General features: G+C 56.2%; 23 protein-coding genes. 16 read left to right on the plus strand and 7 right to left on the minus strand.

The genetic code is table 11. From position 1 onward, the window contains the following. On the plus strand, window positions 1-533 hold a 533-nt coding region (locus tag QNK41_RS10280; RefSeq protein WP_319256399.1), incomplete at its 5' end, for a DUF3754 domain-containing protein. A gap of 12 nt (window positions 534-545) precedes the next feature. On the opposite strand, the gene ubiE is transcribed toward QNK41_RS10280, so the two are convergent. Beyond that, window positions 546-1286, minus strand: a complete 741-nt coding sequence (gene ubiE / locus QNK41_RS10285) for a bifunctional demethylmenaquinone methyltransferase/2-methoxy-6-polyprenyl-1,4-benzoquinol methylase UbiE (protein WP_319256401.1) — start codon at window positions 1284-1286, stop codon at window positions 546-548. A gap of 107 nt (window positions 1287-1393) precedes the next feature. Here ubiE and dnaJ point away from each other — a divergent pair, with 107 nt between their 5' ends. Beyond that, window positions 1394-2509: a molecular chaperone DnaJ gene (gene dnaJ, locus QNK41_RS10290; protein ID WP_319256403.1), complete on the plus strand. Its 1116-nt coding sequence runs from the start codon at window positions 1394-1396 to the stop codon at window positions 2507-2509. A gap of 44 nt (window positions 2510-2553) precedes the next feature. Further along, a complete protein-coding gene (queD, locus tag QNK41_RS10295; protein WP_319256405.1) occupies window positions 2554-2925 on the plus strand; it encodes a 6-carboxytetrahydropterin synthase QueD in 372 nt (123 codons plus the stop codon). Window positions 2926-3014: 89 nt separating this feature from the next. On the opposite strand, the gene pyrE is transcribed toward queD, so the two are convergent. Continuing rightward, window positions 3015-3584: an orotate phosphoribosyltransferase gene (pyrE, locus tag QNK41_RS10300; RefSeq protein ID WP_319256407.1), complete on the minus strand. Its 570-nt coding sequence runs from the start codon at window positions 3582-3584 to the stop codon at window positions 3015-3017. A gap of 93 nt (window positions 3585-3677) precedes the next feature. After that, complete coding sequence (locus tag QNK41_RS10305; RefSeq protein ID WP_319256409.1) at window positions 3678-3842, minus strand: hypothetical protein; 165 nt, start codon at window positions 3840-3842, stop codon at window positions 3678-3680. 74 nt (window positions 3843-3916) lie between these two features. Between QNK41_RS10305 and QNK41_RS10310 the strand changes: the two genes are divergently transcribed. From QNK41_RS10310 to QNK41_RS10340, 7 genes are all read left to right on the plus strand, one after another. Then, entirely contained in the window at window positions 3917-5164 is a 1248-nt protein-coding gene (locus QNK41_RS10310; protein WP_319256411.1) for a TolC family protein, read from the plus strand. A gap of 5 nt (window positions 5165-5169) precedes the next feature. After that, window positions 5170-5850 (plus strand): cell division ATP-binding protein FtsE, encoded by a 681-nt coding sequence (ftsE, locus tag QNK41_RS10315; protein WP_319256413.1) that lies wholly within the window; start codon window positions 5170-5172, stop codon window positions 5848-5850. 37 nt (window positions 5851-5887) lie between these two features. After that, on the plus strand, window positions 5888-6766 hold the full coding sequence (gene ftsX / locus QNK41_RS10320) for a permease-like cell division protein FtsX (protein ID WP_319256415.1): 879 nt from the start codon (window positions 5888-5890) through the stop codon (window positions 6764-6766). A 23-nt stretch (window positions 6767-6789) separates the two neighbouring features. Continuing rightward, window positions 6790-8214 carry a peptidoglycan DD-metalloendopeptidase family protein gene (locus tag QNK41_RS10325; RefSeq protein WP_319256417.1) on the plus strand — a complete coding sequence of 475 codons (1425 nt, stop codon included), beginning with the start codon at window positions 6790-6792 and terminating at the stop codon, window positions 8212-8214. Window positions 8215-8225: 11 nt separating this feature from the next. Continuing rightward, window positions 8226-9599, plus strand: coding sequence for a S41 family peptidase (locus tag QNK41_RS10330; RefSeq protein WP_319256419.1), 1374 nt, complete (start codon window positions 8226-8228; stop codon window positions 9597-9599). Continuing rightward, window positions 9592-10575 carry a divergent polysaccharide deacetylase family protein gene (locus tag QNK41_RS10335; protein ID WP_319256422.1) on the plus strand — a complete coding sequence of 328 codons (984 nt, stop codon included), beginning with the start codon at window positions 9592-9594 and terminating at the stop codon, window positions 10573-10575. Before QNK41_RS10330 ends, QNK41_RS10335 begins: the two co-directional genes overlap by 8 nt. Before the next feature lie 375 nt (window positions 10576-10950). Then, complete coding sequence (locus tag QNK41_RS10340; protein ID WP_319256424.1) at window positions 10951-11688, plus strand: EI24 domain-containing protein; 738 nt, start codon at window positions 10951-10953, stop codon at window positions 11686-11688. 61 nt (window positions 11689-11749) lie between these two features. Here the strand turns inward: QNK41_RS10340 and prmA are convergent, their stop codons facing one another. From prmA to QNK41_RS10355, 3 genes are read right to left on the minus strand one after another with little or no spacing between them, the layout of a single operon-like run. Continuing rightward, complete coding sequence (gene prmA, locus QNK41_RS10345) at window positions 11750-12673, minus strand: 50S ribosomal protein L11 methyltransferase (protein ID WP_319256426.1); 924 nt, start codon at window positions 12671-12673, stop codon at window positions 11750-11752. 9 nt (window positions 12674-12682) lie between these two features. Beyond that, window positions 12683-14029, minus strand: coding sequence for a radical SAM protein (locus QNK41_RS10350; RefSeq protein ID WP_319256428.1), 1347 nt, complete (start codon window positions 14027-14029; stop codon window positions 12683-12685). Continuing rightward, window positions 14026-15348, minus strand: coding sequence for a TIGR04283 family arsenosugar biosynthesis glycosyltransferase (locus QNK41_RS10355; protein ID WP_319256430.1), 1323 nt, complete (start codon window positions 15346-15348; stop codon window positions 14026-14028). Before QNK41_RS10355 ends, QNK41_RS10350 begins: the two co-directional genes overlap by 4 nt. Before the next feature lie 560 nt (window positions 15349-15908). On the opposite strand from QNK41_RS10355, the gene QNK41_RS10360 reads away from it, so the two are divergent. The 6 genes from QNK41_RS10360 to QNK41_RS10385 all read left to right on the plus strand — a co-directional run bounded on the left by QNK41_RS10360 (window position 15909) and on the right by QNK41_RS10385 (window position 20317). Further along, on the plus strand, window positions 15909-16640 hold the full coding sequence (locus tag QNK41_RS10360; RefSeq protein WP_413815140.1) for a DUF4198 domain-containing protein: 732 nt from the start codon (window positions 15909-15911) through the stop codon (window positions 16638-16640). Between the two features lie 6 nt (window positions 16641-16646). After that, window positions 16647-17270 (plus strand): cobalt transporter CbiM, encoded by a 624-nt coding sequence (gene cbiM / locus QNK41_RS10365; protein WP_319256434.1) that lies wholly within the window; start codon window positions 16647-16649, stop codon window positions 17268-17270. 22 nt (window positions 17271-17292) lie between these two features. Next, entirely contained in the window at window positions 17293-17910 is a 618-nt protein-coding gene (locus tag QNK41_RS10370) for a hypothetical protein (protein WP_319256436.1), read from the plus strand. Beyond that, window positions 17907-18659, plus strand: a complete 753-nt coding sequence (cbiQ, locus tag QNK41_RS10375) for a cobalt ECF transporter T component CbiQ (protein ID WP_319256438.1) — start codon at window positions 17907-17909, stop codon at window positions 18657-18659. The genes QNK41_RS10370 and cbiQ overlap by 4 nt, the downstream gene beginning before the upstream one ends. Before the next feature lie 190 nt (window positions 18660-18849). Then, entirely contained in the window at window positions 18850-19572 is a 723-nt protein-coding gene (locus QNK41_RS10380; protein ID WP_319256440.1) for an ABC transporter ATP-binding protein, read from the plus strand. Between the two features lie 142 nt (window positions 19573-19714). Then, window positions 19715-20317 (plus strand): PilZ domain-containing protein, encoded by a 603-nt coding sequence (locus QNK41_RS10385; RefSeq protein ID WP_319256443.1) that lies wholly within the window; start codon window positions 19715-19717, stop codon window positions 20315-20317. Between the two features lie 150 nt (window positions 20318-20467). Here QNK41_RS10385 and QNK41_RS10390 read toward each other — a convergent pair whose 3' ends face one another. Then, the gene (locus QNK41_RS10390; RefSeq protein WP_319256445.1) at window positions 20468-20635 is read right to left on the minus strand and encodes a PLP-dependent transferase; all 168 of its coding nucleotides are present in this window, start codon (window positions 20633-20635) and stop codon (window positions 20468-20470) included. Between the last annotated feature and the right edge of the window lies 1 nt (window position 20636).

Genomic DNA, 20636 nt, shown 5'->3' on the forward strand with positions numbered 1-20636 from the left:
TGATGACCCGTTCCGTTGTCGCCAGTGGCGGTAAGATCCCGCCATTGGGTCCAGTGGAAATTTCCGGCATGGTGGGCGGGGTAACGGCACTGGCCGCCATTGGTGCATTTCTTTTCAAACAATGGAACAGCTATAAAAATCGTAAAATTAAATTCATGAAAGCCTTGGGCGACAATCTCTATTTCAAGAACCTGGACAACAACGCCGGCGTTTTTTATCACATCATCGCCGATGCTGAAGAAGAGGAGTTTAAGGAGGCCTTGCTGGGATATCTTTTCCTAGTGACATCCGAAACGGGGTTGAGCGCTGCAGCGTTGGACGATGCCATTGAGGACTGGTTTAAAAAGACATACGATACCCCTTTTGATTTCGAAATAGAAGATGCATTGGGAAAACTAAAGCGGTTGAAGCTATGTAAAATTGTCGGGAACGATAAAGCCGGCAAGCCAATATGGACGGCCGTCTCCTTGGCGGAGGCCTGTAAACGCTTGGATATGCAATGGGACAATTTTTTTCAGATGCATGCGACGTAAGCGTTTACCGGTTCAGCATTCTGGGTTTGTTTTCATTTGTTGTTTAACAGGGCCCTTAACCCCCACAAAAAAGTTGGCGATGCCCAATGACAGCCGGCGGCAGGTGATATCGGAAAAACCCGCATCCGCCATGATGTTCATGAAAACATCGGTTGTCGGAAACCGGGAAACCGAGTCGGGCAGGTAGGAATAAGCGAAGCCGTGTTTGGAAAAGAGGCGCCCGATCAGCGGGAGCACCTTTTGAAAATAAGCCAGGTAGGCCTCGCGCAGACGACTTTTTTTCGGTGTGGCCAGTTCCAGCACCAGCAACATCCCGCCAGGCATGAGGCTCTTATAGAAAGCTCTCAGCGCGCCGGCTTTATCCTGGATGTTGCGAATGCCGAAGGCGATGGTCACTGCATGAAAGGATGCTTCGCCAAAGGGCAGCGCCAGGGCGTCGCCGGCCAGCAGGGAGATCGAGCTGTTTTGACTCCGGAGGATCTTCTCTTGGGCCAGGCGAAGCATGCCCGGTGAAAAATCAAGGCCGGTCACCTTCACCCGCGACCCTTTCTGCCTGCAGATCTCAATGGAGACGTCACCGGTGCCGCAGGCCACGTCCAGTACCTGCCCGTTTTCTGGAATAGCCATGACCGACACCAACTTTTTTCGCCAGACGACATCCTGGCGGAGGCTGAGCAGGCGGTTGAGCAGATCATAGCGCGGGGCGATGCTGTCGAACATCTCCCGAACGAAGGGAAGCTCCCGACTTTCCATTGACATCCTTTCATCTTGCATTAAGTTTATGAATCATTAAAACGACGAAAAACTAACACATCACACCGCCCGTGACAACACGAAGGGGTAACGTTCCAGGACAATCCATGGCAGCCAAACGAGACTATTATGAAGTGCTCGGCGTTGAACGAAACGCCGGCGATGCGGATTTGAAAAAGGCCTACCGGAAGCTGGCCCTTCAATTTCATCCCGACAGAAACCCCGGAGACCAAAAGGCCGAAGAAAAGTTCAAGGAGGCCGCCGAGGCTTACGAGGTACTCCGGGACGCCAACAAACGCCAGATTTACGATCAGTATGGCCATCAGGGGCTGGAGGGGTCGGGGTTCTCCGGTTTCGGTGGATTTGAAGACATCTTTTCCAGTTTTGGAGATATTTTCGAAGATTTCTTCGGATTTGGCGGCGGCCGCCGATCCAGGAGCCGGGCAAACAGGGGTGCTGACCTTCGTTACGATATGCAGCTCACCTTTATGGAAGCGGTCTTCGGTACGGAAAAAGAGATCGATGTGGAAAAGGCTGAAGCGTGTACCGCCTGTGAGGGAAGTGGCGCTGAACCCGGGACCGGCGTGGAGACTTGTTCCCAATGCGGTGGCAGCGGCCAGGTGGGCCGCAGTCAGGGTTTTTTCACCGTTCGTACCACCTGTAGCCACTGCCGGGGCCAAGGACAGGTCATATCCAATCCCTGTAAAACCTGCAGGGGCCATGGCAAGGTACTGGCCCACAAAAAGGTGTCTGTGAGAATTCCTGCCGGCGTGGACAACGGCTCGCGACTGCGACTCACCGGCGAGGGTGAAGCCGGCGTCTATGGTGGCCCGCACGGCGACCTGTACGTGTTCATTCACGCTGAAGCCCATGATTTTTTCAAGCGGGACGACACCAGCGTATTGTGCCAGATTCCTCTTTCCTTTGTTCAGGCGACCCTGGGTGATACCATCACCATCCCCACACTTAACGGGGAGAGCGAACTGAAGATCCCCAAGGGTACCCAACCCGGCGACAACTTCCGGCTGCGGGGTGAAGGGATTCCCTCCCTTAGAAACGGCCACCGTGGTGATCAGATTGTCCAGGTGAACGTGAAGACCCCCACCAATCTCAATAAAAAACAGGTGACAATTCTCAAAGAGTTTGCCTCGCTTGAAGAGCGCAAATTTACTAGCAAGCTGAAAACCATTCTAAAAAGCGGTCCATCCAGGGTGGCCAACTGAAACGCCGGCATCGATCCGGAAAGACCCACAGGAGCGGATAGGTCATGTTCGAACTAAAAATTGTCAGCCATTTTGCTGCCGCCCACCAGCTGGCCATGGTGGCTAAAAAATGCGAAAACCTTCACGGACACAACTGGAAGGTGGAGGTCTGCGTAAAGGGAGATCGATTGAACAACGCCGGTGTGGTGGTTGATTTCGGCATCCTCAAAGGGTATGTAAAAGAGATCATGGGCCGCCTGGACCATAAGTTTTTAAACGAACTGCCCGATTTCAACACCGTCGCCCCGTCCTCGGAAAATCTCGCCTTTTACATCGCCAACAGCCTGCAGGAGATGATCAAGGAGCCCGGGATGGCCGTCAGCCGGGTGACTACCTGGGAGTCTGAAGACGCCTGCGCCACCTATTTCCCAGAGTAATCGATCTCAATAAGAAGCCTAAAAAGGGGGAACCACCGCAAAAGAATGCCGGCGGTTCCCCCTTTTTATTATTTATTCCGTCTATTTTGTTATGTTGCTGGCGCGATCTTCTTCCAGCAGGCCACCAGTTCATCCCGGGTGATGATGGCGGTCGCGTTGGGCACATGGGCACTGATGTTGTCCATGCCCCCCTCCTGGCGGTCCACCAGGATCACCGCCCGAACCACTTCCAGCCCTTCGCTGCGGGCTCGCTCGATGGCTTTAATGGTGGAACCGCCGGTGGTGGCCACATCATCGATCACCACCACTTTTTCGCCGGGCAGGATGTCCCCCTCCACCCATTTGACAATACCGTGGTCCTTCTGGCTTTTGCGGATGGAAAAGGCATTTACCGGCTGGCCCTTGAGCTCTGAGGCAAAGGCAGTGGCCATGGCGATGGGATCGGCGCCGAAGGTGAGTCCGCCCACGGCCGATGCCCCGCTGTCCTGCATGGCCGCGAACATCAAATGGCCGGTGAGAAACATGCCGCGGGGACTCATGGTGGTGGGCTTGCAGTTTACATAAAACCGGCTCATGCGGCCCGACACCAGCTTGAATGCGGGTGTTTCACTGAACTTGAAGGATTTTTGACACAACAGGTGGATCAGTTCATTTTTCATGGGGCGCCTTTCAGACGGCCGGATTTATAAGAAATACTTGATTTAAAGGGATTTTTCGTATAAAAAAGCCTCCACCGAACTGGAAGAAGCCCGTCATTGGGATTCAGTGGAGGCTTCGGCAAGGAAAACTGGAAACAGCACTCCTTGAGCTTGGAAGCGATTCATAACAGCTGCGAGGTTGCCGGTCAATGCCAAACCCCGGTGGGATATCAGCCGTATTGCCGCGTTCATCGAACCGCTATAGATGTCTTTTCGCATCAATTGCCTTCTTTTGCGTGTGGCTGACCGCAGCGTTGCCAGCCGGTTGCGATGAGACGGCGTCGTCGCCCGACATGGACCTGGTTAACACGGTGGCCCTGGCTCTCGAAGCCAACATTTCCGCCCGCATTTCCAGTGAGCGGACGCGTGCCGCCGATGCCGCGCTTAAATCCCGGCGCACGGAGTTTCTGCCTACCTTCAGCGCCGAGTACAATTACACCCGCAACGACGAACCCCGCTTCAGCGTAATTCCGACTTTAGGGGTCGTGCAACCCGAGGAAGAATACGCCTTCGTGACCAGCGTCACCCAACCCCTGTTTACCGGATTTGCCTTGACCAATCAGTACCAGCTTGCCCGGATGGGGCTGGACGTTGCCCGTCTCAACGAAGCCCTGGTCCGCCAGGATATTGTTTTTAACGCCAAGCGGATTTATTTCCTTCTGCTCCAGGCCCAGAAGCTCAAGGTTGTGGCCGAAGAAGCTGTCACCATGCTGGAGGCCCAGACGGAAGTGGCGGTCAACTATCACGAGGTGGGGATGACGCCGCTCAATGATCTGCTAATAACTAAGGTCGAGCTGGCAAATGCCCGCCAGGACCTGGTGGCGGCGCAAAGCAACCTGGAGATTGCCCGGGCCAACTTCAACCTGCTGCTGCGGCGACCCATCGGCACATCGGTGACACCGGTGGACGTCCTGGATTTCGAGCCTTTGTCCCGATCCCTGGTGGAGTGCCTGGAAACGGCGGAAAAGGGTCGCGTGGAAGTCGCCGTGGCAGACCTGGACATTCAGATCCGTGAGAAGGAAGTGACCCTGTCGAAGAAAGATTATTATCCGACGGTTCAGGTTCAAGGCAATTACTATAAATTGGGTACGGACTGGCAGGTGGACGGTGGTGAGGGTCTTTCCGACAGCAGCTTTTGGGATGTTCAGGCCCAGGCCCGCTGGGATTTCTGGCAGTGGGGCAAAACCGGTCACGGCGTTGCGGAAAAGAAAAGCAAGCTTGCTGAGGCCCGTCTCAGTCGCACCGAACTGTTGGACAACATCCAGCGACAGGTCAAGCAGGCTTGGCTCAAGGCCGATGAGTTTGAGAAGAATATCGTCACGGTACAATCCGCCATCGATCAGGCCAGGGAGGGGTTTCGTATCAGTGAAGAGATGTTTAAAGAGCAGATGGCCACATCCACGGAGGTCCTCGATGCGAGGACCCAGTTTTCCGAAACCATGACCCGATACTACAATGCCCTATACGATTTTCAAATTGCGGCGGCGGCCCTCGATCGGTCCATGGGAAAGCCCAGTATCGACATTGCCGAGGTCCAATGACCAGCATGGCTGAAAAGAGCGCGGTCATCCGGATGTTTCACGTCCACAAGCGCTACGGTGCCAAGCAGGCACTGGTGGACGCCACACTGGATATTGCCAAGAACGAATTTTTATTCATCAGCGGACCCAGCGGGGCGGGTAAATCCACCCTGCTCAAGCTCCTCTACCTGGCCGAGCCGGTCTCAGAGGGGCAGATCCTGGTGGACGGCATGAACCTTTCCCGGATCCCCCGCCGTCGAATTCCTATGCTCCGGAGAAAATTCGGCATCATTTTCCAGGATTACAAGCTCATCCCCAGCCGAACCGTATACGAAAACGTGGCCCTGGTTCTGGAGGTCCGGGGCAAGAAGCGCAGCCTCATCGAAAAGAAGGTGAAAAGCGTTCTTCGCGTGGTGGGTATGGAAGACCGTATGGCCGCCTACCCTCCCAGCCTGTCCGGTGGTGAGCAGCAAAGGGTCGCCGTTGCCCGGGCCGTGGCCGGCGACCCCACGATCATCCTGGCCGACGAACCCACCGGCAGCCTCGATGATGAATCGGCAGCCACTATTTTTGAGCTGCTCAACATGTTTTATAACCGCGGGGCAACCGTCGTTGTGGCCACCCATGATAAAGCCCTTATCAAAAATGCAACCGGCCGGGTGCTGCAGATCCGGCAGGGACGGCTGGATACGCCACCGGATATCTGACCCTGAACCGAGCGTTTTAAATTGAAGAGGCGAACCAATGATCTTCTACACCCGGCGTGCCATCAAGGACATTCTGGAGAACCGGTTTCTCAATGTGGTGACCATCATCACCATCGCCTTGTCCGTTCTGATCTTCAGCGCCTTCGGCCTCTTTTTCCTCAACGCGCAGGACATGTTCAACGCCTGGAAAAAGGGGGTTCGAATCATGGTTTACCTGGCGCCGGGTACCTCCGAGGCCCAGCGCCTGGACACTCGCTACCGGCTCCAGACTATCGCCGGTATCCAAAGCATCAGCTTCATTTCAAAAGCGGATGCCCTTGAATTGATGAAAGCGCGCATGCAGCGGCAGACCTCCCTGCTCGACAACATGCGTGAGAATCCCCTGCCAGATGCCTTTGAAGTGACCCTGGTCACCGAATCCAACTCGCCGGAAAAAATTGAATTTCTGGCACAACGCATCGAAGGCCTGCCATCGGTTTCCGAGGTGGAGTACGGCCAGCAATGGATCGACCGATTTGCCAACTTTTTCAATTTGTTCAAGCTGGTCGGCTACGGCATGGGCGCCATGTTCTTCATGGCCACGATATTTATTGCGGCTAACACCATCCGTCTGGTGCTCTATTCCCGACGGGAAGAAATCCATATCATGCGTCTGGTGGGCGCCACGGACAACTTCATCAAGTTTCCCTTCTACTTAGAAGGTCTTATCCAGGGCCTGTCCGGAGGCCTGATCGGACTGGGGATGCTCTTTTCCGCTTTTTCCGCCATCGGGTCCCAGTTTGAACAGACACTGTCTGCTGAAATGGTTGCCATTCGTTTTTTTTCCATCGGCACGTGTGCCGCCATTCTTGGCGGTGGCATGATCACGGGCCTGTTGGGGTGCTTTTTTTCCCTTAAACAGTTCGTGAAAGAATGATGGATCGGTCGGACAAGAAAAACATGCTGCGTATCAGGATCAGTTGCCGTCCGGAGACGGTTTGTCTGCTTTTGTTGACTGCGCTGATTCTCAGTTGGTTCGATCAACCGCTTTTTGGTGCCGGGGATCCCAAACCGGCGACGATCCTTGTATCGGAACTCAACATGCGCTCCGGACCCGGAAGCCACAACCCGCCCATTACCACCTTGCGTAGAGGGGCCCGGGTGCTGGTGCTCTCATACGAAGGCGAGTGGGTCCGGATTCTATTCGAGGATCAGACCGGGTTTATCATGAACCGGGAGAGCTATCTGCGCATCGACGAACCCGGTACGGCACCGGCAGGTGATGTGAGTCCTCCTGAATTGACGGATAGCGCGACCGACAACCTTAACCGGAAGCTGGATATTTCAAGGGAAAAGGTAGACTCTTTTTCGAAAGCGGAGACCTCCATCATCGATGCCCTGGACAATACTGAAAAAGCGCTTGACCGTGCTCGGAAAAAGGTGGCTCGGCTTTCCACGGAGCTCAAGGCCGTGGAGTTGCGCATTCGGGAGCTCGAGGGGCAATACCGGGAGATCGAGCGCCGTGCCAACGTCAACGAGAAGTATGTGGCCGGCCGACTGGCCGCCCTCTACAAGCTCAGCTGGCTGGGTAAATTCCACGTCCTGGCGTCGGCGGAATCCATGTTCGATTTCTTTTCAAGCAAACGTGGCATGGAGCAGATCCTGTCCCATGATGATGACGTGCTGACCCAACTCTCCCGGGACAAGGCAGAGATGCAGGTGCTGCTGGCACAGCTGGTCACAGAGAAAAATGACAAACAGACGACTACGGCAGACCTGAGCAGTCGCATCGACGCCATGAAGACCGAACAGGCCAGGCGGGAGGCGCTGCTTACTGATATCCGGGGAAAAAAATCTTTGCAGTTGGCGGCCATTGAATCCTTTAAGACATCGGCCCGAGCCTTGGATCAGACGGTTGAATCCTTCAAATCCGAACCGCCCCCTGCGGACTCACCGCTTGCCGTGGTGGCGGAAAAACCCTTTGCTGCGCTTAAGGGCTTGCTTATGATGCCGGTGAAAGGTAAAATAGTTTCTTTTTTTGGACTTTACAAAGACAGTAAATTTAAGGTGAGCCATTTTCAAAGCGGTATTAACATCAAAGCGGACAGGGGTGAACCCATCCGGGCCGTTTACAGCGGTCAGACACTGTTTTCTTCCTGGTTCAAAGGCTTTGGCAACATGCTCATCATCGATCACGGCGACCACTACTACAGCGTGTATGCCCATCTGGAGGAGCAGTTCAAGTTAAAGGGAGATCCGGTCGAGGCCGGTGAAGTGATTGCCACCGTGGGCGATACCGGCTCAATGACCGGAGCCGGACTGCATTTTGAGATACGCCACCACGGGAAACCGATGAATCCATTGGGTTGGATCAAGAAAGGCTAGAGGAGATACGAATGACAGCCAGAAAAACCCGACACCTGAAAATGTGGGTGGCAATGGTGCTCGTGTCAGCTGTGCTGATACTGGGTCACGGCTTTTACCGGGATCTGTCCGCCAATAGCGAAGAGACCTACAAGGGCTTGAAACTTTTTTCCGATGTTATCGAGCTCATCCAGAAAAACTATGTGGATGAGGCCGATACCCAGAAAATGATCGAAGCGGCCATTCAGGGCATGGTCCGGAGCCTGGACCCCCACTCTGCCCTGCTTCCTCCCGACGCCCTGAAGGAGCTTCAGATCGACACCCATGGCGAGTTTACCGGCATCGGTATCCATGTGACCATGCGCAACAACCTGGTCACCGTCATTTCCCCCATCGAGGGCACGCCGGCCTACCGGGCCGGCATCAAGGCGGGAGACAAGATTATCAAGGTTGACGGAACGCCCAGTGAAGACCTGCGGGATGCGGTCAAGCGGATGCGCGGGCCCAAAGGCACCAGCGTCGTGATCACTGTTCTCCGGCAAGGCGCGCCAGAACCGCTGGAATTCAGCCTGGTACGCGACGTGATTCCCATCTACAGCGTCAAGGCAGAGCTGCTCGAGCCGGGATACGGATACATCTGGATTACCAACTTCAGGGAAAACACAACCGGCGACCTGATCGAGGCCCTGCAGGCGATGGAAACCGCCGAGACACCTATGAAGGGCCTGGTTTTAGACCTGCGGGACAACCCCGGGGGAATCCTCAACCAGGCCATCGAGGTGTCCGATCTATTTCTGAATGAGGGTGAAATCCTCAGCATCAAGGGCCGCGATGGACAAAACACCAAAGTGTTTCGGGCTAACGCCGACGACGTAAAACGTACCTATCCTATTGTTGTTTTGATTAACGGCGGAAGTGCCAGCGCCTCCGAAATCGTGGCCGGTGCGCTCCAGGACCACAAGCGGGCCCTGATTCTGGGGACCACCTCCTTCGGCAAGGGGTCCGTGCAGACCGTGGAGACCTTGCGGGACGGCTACGGCCTCAAATTTACCATCGCCCGCTACTACACCCCCTCGGGCCGTTCCATTCAGGCCAAAGGGGTGGAGCCCGATGTGGAGGTCAAGCATCGCATCATCTCCGACACCGACACCACAAGCGAACGGATGCTCAAGGAAAAAGACCTGAAAAATCATCTGGATGCCGATCCAGACGACACTTTCGAAGAGCCGCGGGCTGAACCGGACACAACCAAAAAAGAAGTGCCATCGGATCCCCCGGCGCTGAAGCGCTTCAAGTCCAAACACAGCCCCCTGGATCGGGACGCGCTCTTTTCCGATAACCAGGTTTTGCGCGCGCTGGACATTTTGATCAGCTACGATATCTTCAAAGACCTGAAAAATGGCTAAGAAAGGTTCCGCAAAACCCAGGGTCCGGAAAAAAAAGAAAAAAACAGGCATCAACCCCAAACTCCAGTTGATGAAGATCGTTGCCGGGGTGACGCTGCTGGTGTGCCTCCTTGTCACGGCCGGGCTATTGGCCAACCGTCTTCTCATGCGGCCCGCACCACCGGTGGCTTTAGCACCCCAGCCGATTCCCATGAACCGGCCTGACACAGGCCCGGTGCATCACAGCGTCCCTGATTACGAAGCCTTCCACCGGGAGGCGGTGGTACCGCCGCCTCCGATCACCCGGATCAAGCCGGTAACCAATGGCATTCCCGTGGCCATCATCATCGATGATATCGGCTACGACCGGAAAATGGCCGAAGGGTTTCTGGAGCTGGATGTGCCGCTCACCTTTTCCGTGCTTCCCCAGGGCACCTTTAACCACAGCATCATTGATCAGGCCCTGAAAAAAGATGTAGAGATCATGCTTCATCTGCCCATGGAGCCGGGCAACTACCCCAGCGTCAACCCCGGGCCCGGAGCGCTGCTATCCTCCATGAAGCCTGATGAACTCATCGCCCAGCTCAATGCGAACCTCGACCGCGTCCCCAGTGTCAAGGGGGTCAACAATCACATGGGTTCCAAGCTGACGGCTTCATCCGAGCAGATGCGCCAGATCTTTACCATCCTGAAAAAGCGGGACCTCTTTTTTGTAGATAGCCGCACGACGGCAGACACCTTGTGCCGGCCGTCGGCAGAGCTGCTCCACCTGCCCTTTGCAGAGCGGGATGTGTTCATCGACCACGAGCAGACCCGTAAGTTTGTGAGAAAACAGCTCAAGCTGCTAGTAAAAAGAGCCAAACGCCAGGGCTACGCCATCGGCATTGCCCACCCCCACCCGGTCACGCTCGAGGTGCTGAAGGAAATGCTCCCCGATCTGAAAAAAGCGGTTTTTTTCACTCATGCGTCCAAGGTGGTTGCTTTTCAGCAGGGATGACAGCTTCGTAAAACGCCCAATATCTGCGTTGTGCGAAATTCCTCGTCACTGCGCGTACTTCAAGTACGCCTCGATCCTCGGAATATGCACGCCTTGATCTTGACCGGTTTACGAAGCCGTTCGGATGTGGACTTATTTTGAGGCTATTGTGGGATTGAGGAATTGGGATATTCGGGAATTAACCTAACCAAAGAAACCCAATACGTGTTCGGATGACGGAATACCGGTCGAGTCTGGAAACCGCTCCACCAATGCCTTAATTCCTCTATTCCTAATCCGGAATGCCGACCTCCTCGTAAGTGCGGGCCTTATTTTCATGCGGATGTCAATCCCACTCATATGTCGAATAATTAAGTGTGATACTGAGGCACAAAGATGAACTTGTTTTCTGGAATTTTATACAATTTCAAGGGTTTGTGGCTGGGGATCCGAACCCCCCGGCTCTTGCTTCTGGGCTTTTTGCGTTTTGCCGTGGTGGCTATCTTCACGGTGGCCGTCTCCGGGCTGATCCTGGCCAAGCATGCTGAGATCCTGACCCTGTTGTGGCAGCAGCCCGAAAGCCCGTGGATTGTCTGGGCCTGGCACCTGGCCTCATGGTTGCTCTCGCTGATGCTGATGGGCATGTCGGCGGTGGCTGCTTATTTGCTGGCACAGGTGCTGTTTGCCGTATTTATCATGGATCTTATGTCCCGTATCACCGAGCGTATGCTTACTGGGCAGGTGACGGCTGCCCCCAATGCCCCGTTCATCAGGCAGATGGGTTTTCTGGTCCGCCAGGAACTGCCCCGCAACATAATTCCGGTTTTGCTGACGCTGATCATCATGGTCCTGGCCTGGTTTACGCCCCTGGGACCGTTGCTGACGGCCATTGGTCCCATGGTAGCGGCCATCTTCCTGGCCTGGGACAACACCGACCTCATTCCTGCCCGCAACCTCCAGCCATTTGGTCGACGATTCAAGGCCTTGGGAAAAGCACCGCTCTTCCATCTGGGCTTCGGATTGCCCTTTCTCATCCCCGTGCTGAATTTGGTCTTCCTGAGCTTTGCCCCGGTGGGGGCCACCTTGTACCATTTGGACCGGGTGAAAAAAACGGCGCCACCATCGACGGTCTAAGGGCGCTGGTCAATCCAGTTTATTTCAACCGCCACCGGTATCCGGTGAGCACGGTTTTCCTTCATCCGATACCGGTTTTTCGGGCCGCAATGGCTACCCAGCCCTCTTTTTCAATCACCTCAACGACCGCAAAACCATTTTCCTTCAAGCCTGAAAGCACGATCTCCTTGTTGGCCGTGATGATACCGGAACAGACCAACAGCCCATTTTCCTTCAGCACCGCCTTCACGTCCGGCAGCAGGTCCAGGATAACCTCGGCAAGGATGTTGGCCGCCACGATCTCGAAGGTTTGACGCACGTTATCCACGAGGTTGCCCGTGGAGAGGCTGAATGAATCGATGTGGTTGGCCAGCAGGTTTTTCTCGGCCACGGTCACGGCCACCTCTTCGTTGTCCACCCCGTAGACGTTTCCTGCACCCAGTTTAGCGGCGGCGATCATCAGGATGCCCGACCCGGTGCCCACGTCCAGGAAGGCGTCGCCGGGTCTGAGATGGGTCTGGAGCATCCAGAGGCACAGGTTTGTGGTGGCATGGGTGCCGGTGCCAAAGGCCATTCCCGGGTCGATCTCCAGAACGATCTCTTGCGGTCCTGCCGGGTACTCCCGCCAGGAGGGCTTGACCACGATGGTGTCGGTGATCTTCTCCGGCCAGAAATACTCCTTCCAGGCCTCGGCCCAATCCTGCTCGTCCATGCGGGCGTATTCAACACGGGTTTTGATGTTGGCGACGCGCGCCAGTCGCTGCAAAGCCGCTTCAAGGGATTTGCATTTGTCGCCAGAACGTTGTGTGTCTGCAAAATAGCCCGTGACGCCGGGCGTTTCCGGTGGAGGGATGGCGTCCTCTCCCCAGTCCTGCCCCGGGTCCAGTTCCGGGTCGTCCACGACGACCCCCTTCAGGTTCAGATCGTAAAAAATATCGGCCACGAGGTCTGTTGCCAGGGCGCTGTCCAGGCCGTCGAAGGTTACTTTTGCGGCAATCCATTTCATGACGATTCCCTAAGAAGTCTGAAGGAAACGCTCCTTCGGCGGGTTGAAATAGCCGTATTGCAGATCGGGAAAGCGTTTGCGGATCAGTTGCAGCAGTTGGTCCATACCCACGGGTGGGCCAAGGGGAGTGACGGTGTTCATCGTCTGGAGGTATCGCTGGGGATCGAAGTTGAGGTTGCGCCACTGAAGCTGGTGAACCGGATGCTTTTCCAAAAAGACAAACAGCGCTGCGGCTTCTTCGGGGCTGTCGGTAAATCCCGGACAGTTCAGATAGTTAATGGCCACGTGCTTGCCTTTGGCGATGGCCAGGTCAATGCTTTCCACGACGTGTGAAAAGCGGTATCCCTTGGGCCGAAAATAGGCGGTGTAGCAGGCTTCCCGAACCGAATTCATGCTCACGCGGATGCTGTCCAGTCCAGCATCCAGAAGCGGTGCCAGCACATGCGGCAGGCTGGCGTTGGTGTTCAGGTTGATGGTGCCGTGCGTGGTTTTCTCGCGGATCAGGTCAATTGCCGGTCCGATGGCCCGGGCCGCCATGAGCGGATCGCCTTCGCATCCCTGACCGAAGCTCACCACGCTCTTTTCCACACGCGCAATGTGGGCCAGGGCCACGCCGGCGATCTCTTCGGCCGACGGGGTGAAGGCGATGCGGTTCTGGCTGCTGGTCAACCGATCGTTATGCTGCAGGGAAATGCAGCCCAGGCAACGGGCATTGCAGGCGCGCGAAGTGGGCAGGGGCGCCTCGAAACGGCCTAAGAAGAAATTCTTGCCTGCCGGACAGCCGTATGTCAACGCGCAGTGCTCCAAATGCCGGGCCAGACGGTTGTCCGGCAGCTGCCTTCGCATCTGTTCGACGCCCGACACGATGCTTTCCCGGGGCATCCGGCGCAAGTCCTGGCGGGGTTCCGTATCTACCACGATGCTCGCTGATCTGAATCCGTGAGCGTGCCAGCCCACCGCACCATAGGAAAACAGGGGTAGAATGGCTGCGCCGGGACGCTCTTCGTAGGCGCAGGTTCGGGCCAGCACCACGCCGGGAGAGTTGAAGGCCGCCACCGGAAAAATGCGTTCGCCCAGTGAATAGGGGTTTCGGTCGACGGGTCTCGTCTGTCCGGTTTCCAGATCCATGACCACGGGCACCCGGTCCGGCAGGAACATCATTTCACTGCCGTAAGGCAATTCGATGGTGTCTCCCGTGGTGATGGGTGACAGCAGCTCTCCGTCGGCACCCACGGCAGCAAAATCTTCCAGGTCGAAAATCTCACCTTTTTCATTGGCCACCACGGCAGCGAGCAAGTCCGGGAGTAGACGCGCTTTGGGTTTTCTTTTTCTGGGCGGTCGTTGCGATTTTTTCATGGATTGGTCTGCTTAGCCGACAAGCGGTTCAGTGGCGCCAGGCGCCCTGGCGGGACACCGGCAAGAATGCCGACGGAAAGGATTGTATCGATCATCGTGGTTCGCATTGGCCCCGGGCGCCGCCAGCGTCGGCCGGAGCTGACAGCTGCTGCCGGAGCGATGGCGATGCGGCCGTTGCGTGCCACCCGGTGTACTAGGAAGAGGTCTTCGGCGATGGGCACATCCGGAAACCCGCCAACTGCGGCGAAATCACGTTGGCGCAGGAACAGCCCCTGGTCGCCGCAGGGCAGCTTGAGCCAGCCGGCGCGCAGGTTGGTGCAATAGGCAATGCATCGCATGGCCGGCGTACGAATGTCCGTTGTAAAGCGAAACGCCCCCAGGCGGGTGCGCCGGTCCATCAGAGTTTCGAAAACTTGATCCACATAATTGCTCGGCAGCCGGGTGTCAGCGTGGAGAAAAAGCAGCACCTCGCCTCGAGCGGCCCTTGCTCCCCGGTTTTGCTGTCCGGCCCTGCCTCGTCGACCGGATACGATGCGGGCGCCGAGGGAGCGGGCAATTTGAACGGTGCGGTCCGTGCTGCCGCCGTCGGAGACGATGATTTCCGTATCGGGGGACGCGGCGGCGGCGAGGGTTCTGGGCATCTGCCGTGCCTCATCGACCGTGGGGATGATCACCGACAGGTAGGGTAGCGGGACATAGCAGCCGCCTTTTTCCCGGGCCAGGTCGTCCGGCGTGTCCACATCATTCAGCGGCGCCAGCAGATGGGACGTCATCCCTTTTTTCCGGGCCAGCGCCAGGGATTTTTCCAATACATCCGGCCTGCTCCACACGATGCTGTCGAAGATGTTTTCGGGCTTTGTCATGCCTACCAGCCAGTAGCCGCCATCGATGCTTGGCCCGAACACCAGGTCATTTTCATGCAGCGCGCTGAAGGCCTGCTCTATAATTTCAGTTGTCAGCCCGGGAATATCTGTTCCAACCAGCACCACTCGGCGGGCATTGCCATCGAAGGCGCGTTGCACGGCCAGGTGCATGCGACGGCCGAGGTCTCCGCAGGCCTGGGCTATATAACGGATTGGCCTGCCGCCCAACCATCGGTAAAGCTGTTGCTCATTGCCGCCGTCATGGCAGAACACCAGTCGGGCACCGATGCGCTTCGCTGCCTGGCGAGCGGTTGCCACGGTTTTTTCGGCCAGTCGTTTCTGAAGGGCCGCGGCTCCGGCCGGCCCTAAGGCAGGGATCAGGCGGGTTTTGGCGATACCGATCCGTGGGTATCGGCCGAAAACGATCAGTTGGGCAGAGTCGGCTGGGGTTAACACAGTTCTCCTGAAAGGCGTCGGTTTGATAAACTGCTGTATGTGCGGGCGGTACGCCCTTTTCACTATCATATCCTGCGGTCAAAGTACATCCGATAGCAGGGCGTGGATGGTCCCGCGCCGATGCAACGGGATTCCCAAATTACGGCTTGATCTTGGCGATTATTTGGGATATGGCTCATATCCAGCGGACAGGCTGAAGCTTGTCTTTTCGATTTCAAAAAGTGAACCATCCATAAATTTAGGCCACGAAGGTTTCCGTCCAGAAGGACGGGTGACGTTGTGGCCTTTTTTGTTTCTTCAGGGAAGCGATGGATGGATTCGTTTTGGTTTGAAGGCCCGGCTGCAGACCTTTTCGAGCGATATGTCAAATGAGAAACGGCGAATCCCCGATCCGCGGTGTGACGGTGGTACCAAATGCCCCGGTGGGTCGATTCGCAAGGAGCGATTTTTTAATTGGCCTATCGATTTGAGTCACAACCCATCTTATGACATATAATAATTCTTGGAGGAAACCGATGCGTTCATTTAAAACGTGTGTAAGATCAGCAATCGTAGCATTTATGGTCCTTTTTTACAGCCCGGTCCTGGCCCATTTCGGTATGGTGATTCCATCCGACAGCATGGTGATGCAGGCGGACAGCCGAACCTTGCGTGTAACCCTCTCCTTTTCCCATCCCATGGAGATGGTCGGCATGGAACTTCAAAAGCCCAAGGTCTTTGCCGTGTCGGCCAATGGTAAAAATCAGTCGCTGCTCGGCCAGCTGAAATCGACCACAGTGATGGATCACGGGGCCTGGACGGCAGATTACGCCATCAAACGGCCAGGGGTCTACATGTTCCACATGGAGCCCCAGCCTTACTGGGAGCCGGCCGAGGACTGCTTCATCGTGCACCTTACCAAAACCGTGGTTACCGCTTTCGGCGATGATGAGGGCTGGGATGCAGAGCTGGGCTTGAAGACCGAGATCGTTCCGCTTGCCAAACCCTACGGCCTTTATGCAGGCAACGTGTTCCAGGGAATCGTGAAAGTGGACGGCAAACCGGTTGCCTATGCCGACGTGGAAGTGGAGTATTACAACCAGAAACGGACAGCCCACGCACCCACGGACTATATGGTCACCCAGACCGTCAAGGCCGACGGCAACGGCATTTTTACCTATTCCGCACCTGTTTCGGGATGGTGGGGCTTTGCCGCCCTGAACACAGCGGAAGAGACGATCAAGCATGACGGCAAGGACAAGGACGTGGAGATGGGTGCCGTGATCTGGGTATACTTTCACGACTGGAAATAATCGACGATGCACATTTCAGAAGGTGTCCTGAGCGGGCCGGTGCTGGCTGCCGGTGCGGCCGTGGCCTTGGCCGGAACGGCTGCCGGGCTGAAAAAAATGGAGTTGGACCGCGTGGCCCAGGCCGGCATGCTTTCGGCTGCTTTTTTCGTGGCCTCGCTGATCCATGTGCCGGTGGGACCGTCCAGCGTTCACCTGATCTTAAATGGCATCGTGGGGCTGCTGCTGGGGTGGGCGGCCTTTCCCGCCATTCTGACGGCCCTGTTGCTTCAGGCCATGATGTTTCAATACGGGGGAATCACCACCCTGGGTGTCAACACCGTGATCATGGCCCTGCCGGCAGTCTTATGCTACCATCTGTTCGGCCCGTTTGTCCTTAAACCGTCGCGCATAGCCGTGCCGGCGGCTTTTGCCTGCGGTGCCGGTTCCGTTTTTCTGGGTGCGGTCCTGGCGGGTGTCAGCCTGATGTATACGGAAGGCAGCTTTCTCGAGGTCGCCGGCCTTGTCGTTACCGCCCACCTGCCCGTGATGGCTATCGAAGGCGTTGTCACGGTCTTTTGCGTGGCCTTTCTAAGGAAAGTCAAACCGGAAATGCTGCCCGGTTACGATGCCGCGTTTTTGCAACAGAAATAACAATGAGTTACAGGAAATGGTTATGAAACGACTGCATACCGGATTCGCCTTGACATTGCTCTGTAGCTTCCTGAGCCTTCCTGCTGCCCATGCCCACAAGGTGACTGTCTTCGCATGGGCCGAAGGGAATCGGGTATTCACGGAAAGCAAGTTCAGCGGCGGCAAAATGGTGAAAGCAGGCAAAGTTGAAGTGTTCGACAACAGTGGAACGCTGCTGCTGGAGGGCCGGACCGATGACCACGGAGCCTTTGCTTTCCAGGCGCCGTCAATTGCCGATTTGAAGATCGTACTCACCGCCGGTATGGGGCACCAGAATTCGTGGCTGCTTTCCGCCGCTGAGCTGAGCCACGGAGAACTCACCCCGCGCGCAGCGCATGCGTCTCCGTCTGAATCGGCCGGTTTGGAGACAGGCGGGGAAACGGCTTCCCCATCGGTCGAACCGGGATTGACGGCCCGGGAAATAGAAGCCATCGTTTCCCGCCAGCTCGAACAGAAGATTCAGCCTCTGACGCGAATGGTCGCCGAATCCCGGGAAAAGGGGCCCACGATGAGTGAGATCGTCGGCGGCATCGGCTACATCATCGGCCTGGTGGGGCTGGGCGCCTATGTACGATATCGAAAGGACCGCCGGCGATCATGATCAGAGAATCCTTTGCCGAGGGCAACTCATGGATACACGGCATCGACCCCCGGCTGCGGGTGATCGGCGCCGCGGCGTTTGCCGTCGTGGTGGCTGTTTCCTACGATTTTACAGCGCTCTTCATCGGTCTGATCCTCTCGCTATGCATGGTGTTGTCAGCCCGGCTCGATATTCGGGCGGTTGCCCAACGCCTTTTAGCGCCGGTGATATTTCTACTGTTGCTGTGGGCGGTGCTGCCCTGGTCCTATGAAGGGGATGCACTGGCTGCGTTGGGACCGGTGACCATCACCCGACAGGGAGTGACCCTGTGCGCTCAGATCAGTTTGAAGACCGTCTGCCTGATGGTGGCCTTTATGGCCCTGGTGGCCACCATGACCGTTGACACCCTCGGTCACAGCCTGAACCGCCTGCGGCTGCCCGACAAGATGGTGCACCTGCTCCTGATCACTTACCGCTACCTGTTTGTCATCGAACAGGAATACCAGCGCCTGGTGCGCGCCATGAAGATCCGCAACTTCCATCCCAAGACCAACCTCCACAGCTACCGGACTTATGCCTACCTGGTGGGCATGCTCTTTGTCAGGGCTTCGGAGCGAGCCCGGCGGGTACACAGCGCCATGATCTGCCGGGGTTTTCACGGACGGTTTATCAGCCTTCGCTCGTTTCCGCGCAACCCCCTGAATCTTGTTTTTGGCCTTGGCATCATTATTTCGCTGGCGCTGCTGATAATGCTGGAGTGGGTGAAATGAATTGATGCGGCCCACGCGCCCATGCTATAGGCTTCGGGATAATGTGTTTGGACTGCGTTATCGGTCGTCGCAGTATTACCATACGGCTTCCTCCCTCTGGCCTTGCCAAAAACATTATCCCGAAGCCCATAGTTAAATGCATGTTTGATTTCAGCGTTTATCGGATCCAACCCGTCGAAAGCATCAATCCATGCGTCGCGTGATTTTTAACCTATCCAAGATCCGCTACGGTTACCCCGGTGGCCCGCTGATCCTCAACGATCTGGATTTCCATCTGCACGCCGGCGACCGTGTCGGTCTGGTGGCCCCTAACGGCAGCGGCAAGACCACCTTGTTTCACATCATCATGGGCTTGCTTAAACCCCTTTCCGGAACTGTCGAGGTGTTTGGTGAGGCACGGGAGGCGGAAGCGGATTTCATTGAGGTGCGCCGGCGCATCGGGCTTTTATTTCAGGACGCGGACGACCAGCTTTTTTCTCCCACGGTGCTGGAGGATGTGGCCTTTGGACCGCTGAACCTGGGAAAGTCTCGCGACGAGGCAGTGACCGTGGCCAGAAAAACCCTTGATTTTCTGGGACTGAACGGCTTCGAGGACCGGGTTACCTACAAGCTGTCCGGCGGGGAGAAGCGACTGGTGTCCCTGGCCACGGTGCTGGCCATGGAGCCGGAGGTGCTTTTATTGGACGAACCCTCCACCGGCCTGGATTCAGCGACCAAGGACACGCTCATCGACATTCTCAAGGGACTGGATCTCTCATTTGTGCTCATTTCCCACGAATTTGATTTCCTCTCCAAAACCGCGGGACACATCTACACCATGGATGGCGGACGGATCCGCTTTGACCAGGAGCTTCATATCCACACCCACGAGCACGCCCATCTGATGGGCAAGCAGCCCCACCGGCACTTGTGACGCTTGCTTGCATCCCGGACGGAAAGCATCCCCTCAATCGTAACTCATTGATGAAATTGATATTCGCTTTACAGCGGTATGAATATGTATTATTTCATAATTGATGGTGAATGATAATCTGGACTGTCATAAAGGAAAAATCATGGGTATTGACAAAGGTGGGTTGAAGCTGCAACGGGGCGCCCTGCTGAGATTTGTTGACGAAGATAAGGGTGAAGTTACCGAAGGACTTTTTATCGGTCCTGAAGACAACAGCGACTTTGTCGTCGTTCCGTTGTCTGAAACGATGCTGAAAAAAAAAGAAGGGGAAAGCCTGAACGCCAGGTGCAGTTTCCAGGGCGATATGGTTGAATTCCGTTCCACGATTGTGGAAATTATTGACCGCCCGGTCCGCCTGTGGCGAATCCAGGTGCCCACGGACGTAAACACCTTCGATCTGAGAGACCACAAGCGAATTCAATGCTCCGTTTCCGCAAATATCGAAGCCATTCACAGGGGGCAGTTCGTTACGGGTATTATTCGGGATATCAGCAAAAGCGGCGCACGCTGCATGTTTCAGCGGACAGAAGACGCGGAAAACGCGTTTGAAATGGATCAGAAGATTACACTGCGCTGCACGTTTCCGGGTATTCCGGGAGAACAGTCCACGTTGGGCACGATTACCGAGATCCTAAAATCTGAAGCGGAACTGTCCATCGGCATTCAGTTTGCGGAATCCGTGTGGTGGGTGCCGCCCTATCACTGATTCTCCCCCTCCCACATCACTAAGACCGGTTGGCCGTGTGCCCCGCTCCCTGCAACCCACCGGTACGAGGATCGGGGCCGCCCGTCGTCGAGGCCCCTGTCCCTGCACCCATCGGTTTATCGCGTTTCCCGGTTACTGTCCCGCTTCAACCTACCCCTGACAAGCCACTCCGGCCGTAAGGGCGTTGTCCAGATCATCCACAATATCCTGAATGTCCTCGATGCCTACGCTCAGACGAATGAAATCCGCGGTGACGCCGGCGGCCTGCTGTTCGGCGTCGGTGAGCTGTTCGTGGGTGGTGGAGGCCGGGTGGATCACC

This window comes from Desulfosarcina sp., assembly GCF_033791525.1.
Classification (GTDB): domain Bacteria; phylum Desulfobacterota; class Desulfobacteria; order Desulfobacterales; family Desulfosarcinaceae; genus Desulfosarcina.

What these genes read in the sequence shown, in the direction of transcription:
- dnaJ (WP_319256403.1), top strand. Translation starts at nt 1,394, where the DNA reads ATGGCAGCCAAACGAGACTATTATGAAGTGCTCGGCGTTGAACGAAAC.
- QNK41_RS10330 (WP_319256419.1), top strand. Translation starts at nt 8,226, where the DNA reads ATGACAGCCAGAAAAACCCGACACCTGAAAATGTGGGTGGCAATGGTG.
- QNK41_RS10305 (WP_319256409.1), bottom strand. Translation starts at nt 3,842, where the DNA reads ATGCGAAAAGACATCTATAGCGGTTCGATGAACGCGGCAATACGGCTG.
- QNK41_RS10360 (WP_413815140.1), top strand. Translation starts at nt 15,909, where the DNA reads ATGGTCCTTTTTTACAGCCCGGTCCTGGCCCATTTCGGTATGGTGATT.
- prmA (WP_319256426.1), bottom strand. Translation starts at nt 12,673, where the DNA reads ATGAAATGGATTGCCGCAAAAGTAACCTTCGACGGCCTGGACAGCGCC.
- ubiE (WP_319256401.1), bottom strand. Translation starts at nt 1,286, where the DNA reads ATGGAAAGTCGGGAGCTTCCCTTCGTTCGGGAGATGTTCGACAGCATC.
- QNK41_RS10385 (WP_319256443.1), top strand. Translation starts at nt 19,715, where the DNA reads ATGGGTATTGACAAAGGTGGGTTGAAGCTGCAACGGGGCGCCCTGCTG.
- cbiM (WP_319256434.1), top strand. Translation starts at nt 16,647, where the DNA reads ATGCACATTTCAGAAGGTGTCCTGAGCGGGCCGGTGCTGGCTGCCGGT.
- ftsE (WP_319256413.1), top strand. Translation starts at nt 5,170, where the DNA reads ATGGCTGAAAAGAGCGCGGTCATCCGGATGTTTCACGTCCACAAGCGC.
- QNK41_RS10310 (WP_319256411.1), top strand. Translation starts at nt 3,917, where the DNA reads ATGGACCTGGTTAACACGGTGGCCCTGGCTCTCGAAGCCAACATTTCC.
- QNK41_RS10370 (WP_319256436.1), top strand. Translation starts at nt 17,293, where the DNA reads ATGAAACGACTGCATACCGGATTCGCCTTGACATTGCTCTGTAGCTTC.
- cbiQ (WP_319256438.1), top strand. Translation starts at nt 17,907, where the DNA reads ATGATCAGAGAATCCTTTGCCGAGGGCAACTCATGGATACACGGCATC.
- QNK41_RS10325 (WP_319256417.1), top strand. Translation starts at nt 6,790, where the DNA reads ATGCTGCGTATCAGGATCAGTTGCCGTCCGGAGACGGTTTGTCTGCTT.
- QNK41_RS10380 (WP_319256440.1), top strand. Translation starts at nt 18,850, where the DNA reads ATGCGTCGCGTGATTTTTAACCTATCCAAGATCCGCTACGGTTACCCC.
- QNK41_RS10350 (WP_319256428.1), bottom strand. Translation starts at nt 14,029, where the DNA reads ATGAAAAAATCGCAACGACCGCCCAGAAAAAGAAAACCCAAAGCGCGT.
- pyrE (WP_319256407.1), bottom strand. Translation starts at nt 3,584, where the DNA reads ATGAAAAATGAACTGATCCACCTGTTGTGTCAAAAATCCTTCAAGTTC.
- queD (WP_319256405.1), top strand. Translation starts at nt 2,554, where the DNA reads ATGTTCGAACTAAAAATTGTCAGCCATTTTGCTGCCGCCCACCAGCTG.
- ftsX (WP_319256415.1), top strand. Translation starts at nt 5,888, where the DNA reads ATGATCTTCTACACCCGGCGTGCCATCAAGGACATTCTGGAGAACCGG.
- QNK41_RS10340 (WP_319256424.1), top strand. Translation starts at nt 10,951, where the DNA reads ATGAACTTGTTTTCTGGAATTTTATACAATTTCAAGGGTTTGTGGCTG.
- QNK41_RS10335 (WP_319256422.1), top strand. Translation starts at nt 9,592, where the DNA reads ATGGCTAAGAAAGGTTCCGCAAAACCCAGGGTCCGGAAAAAAAAGAAA.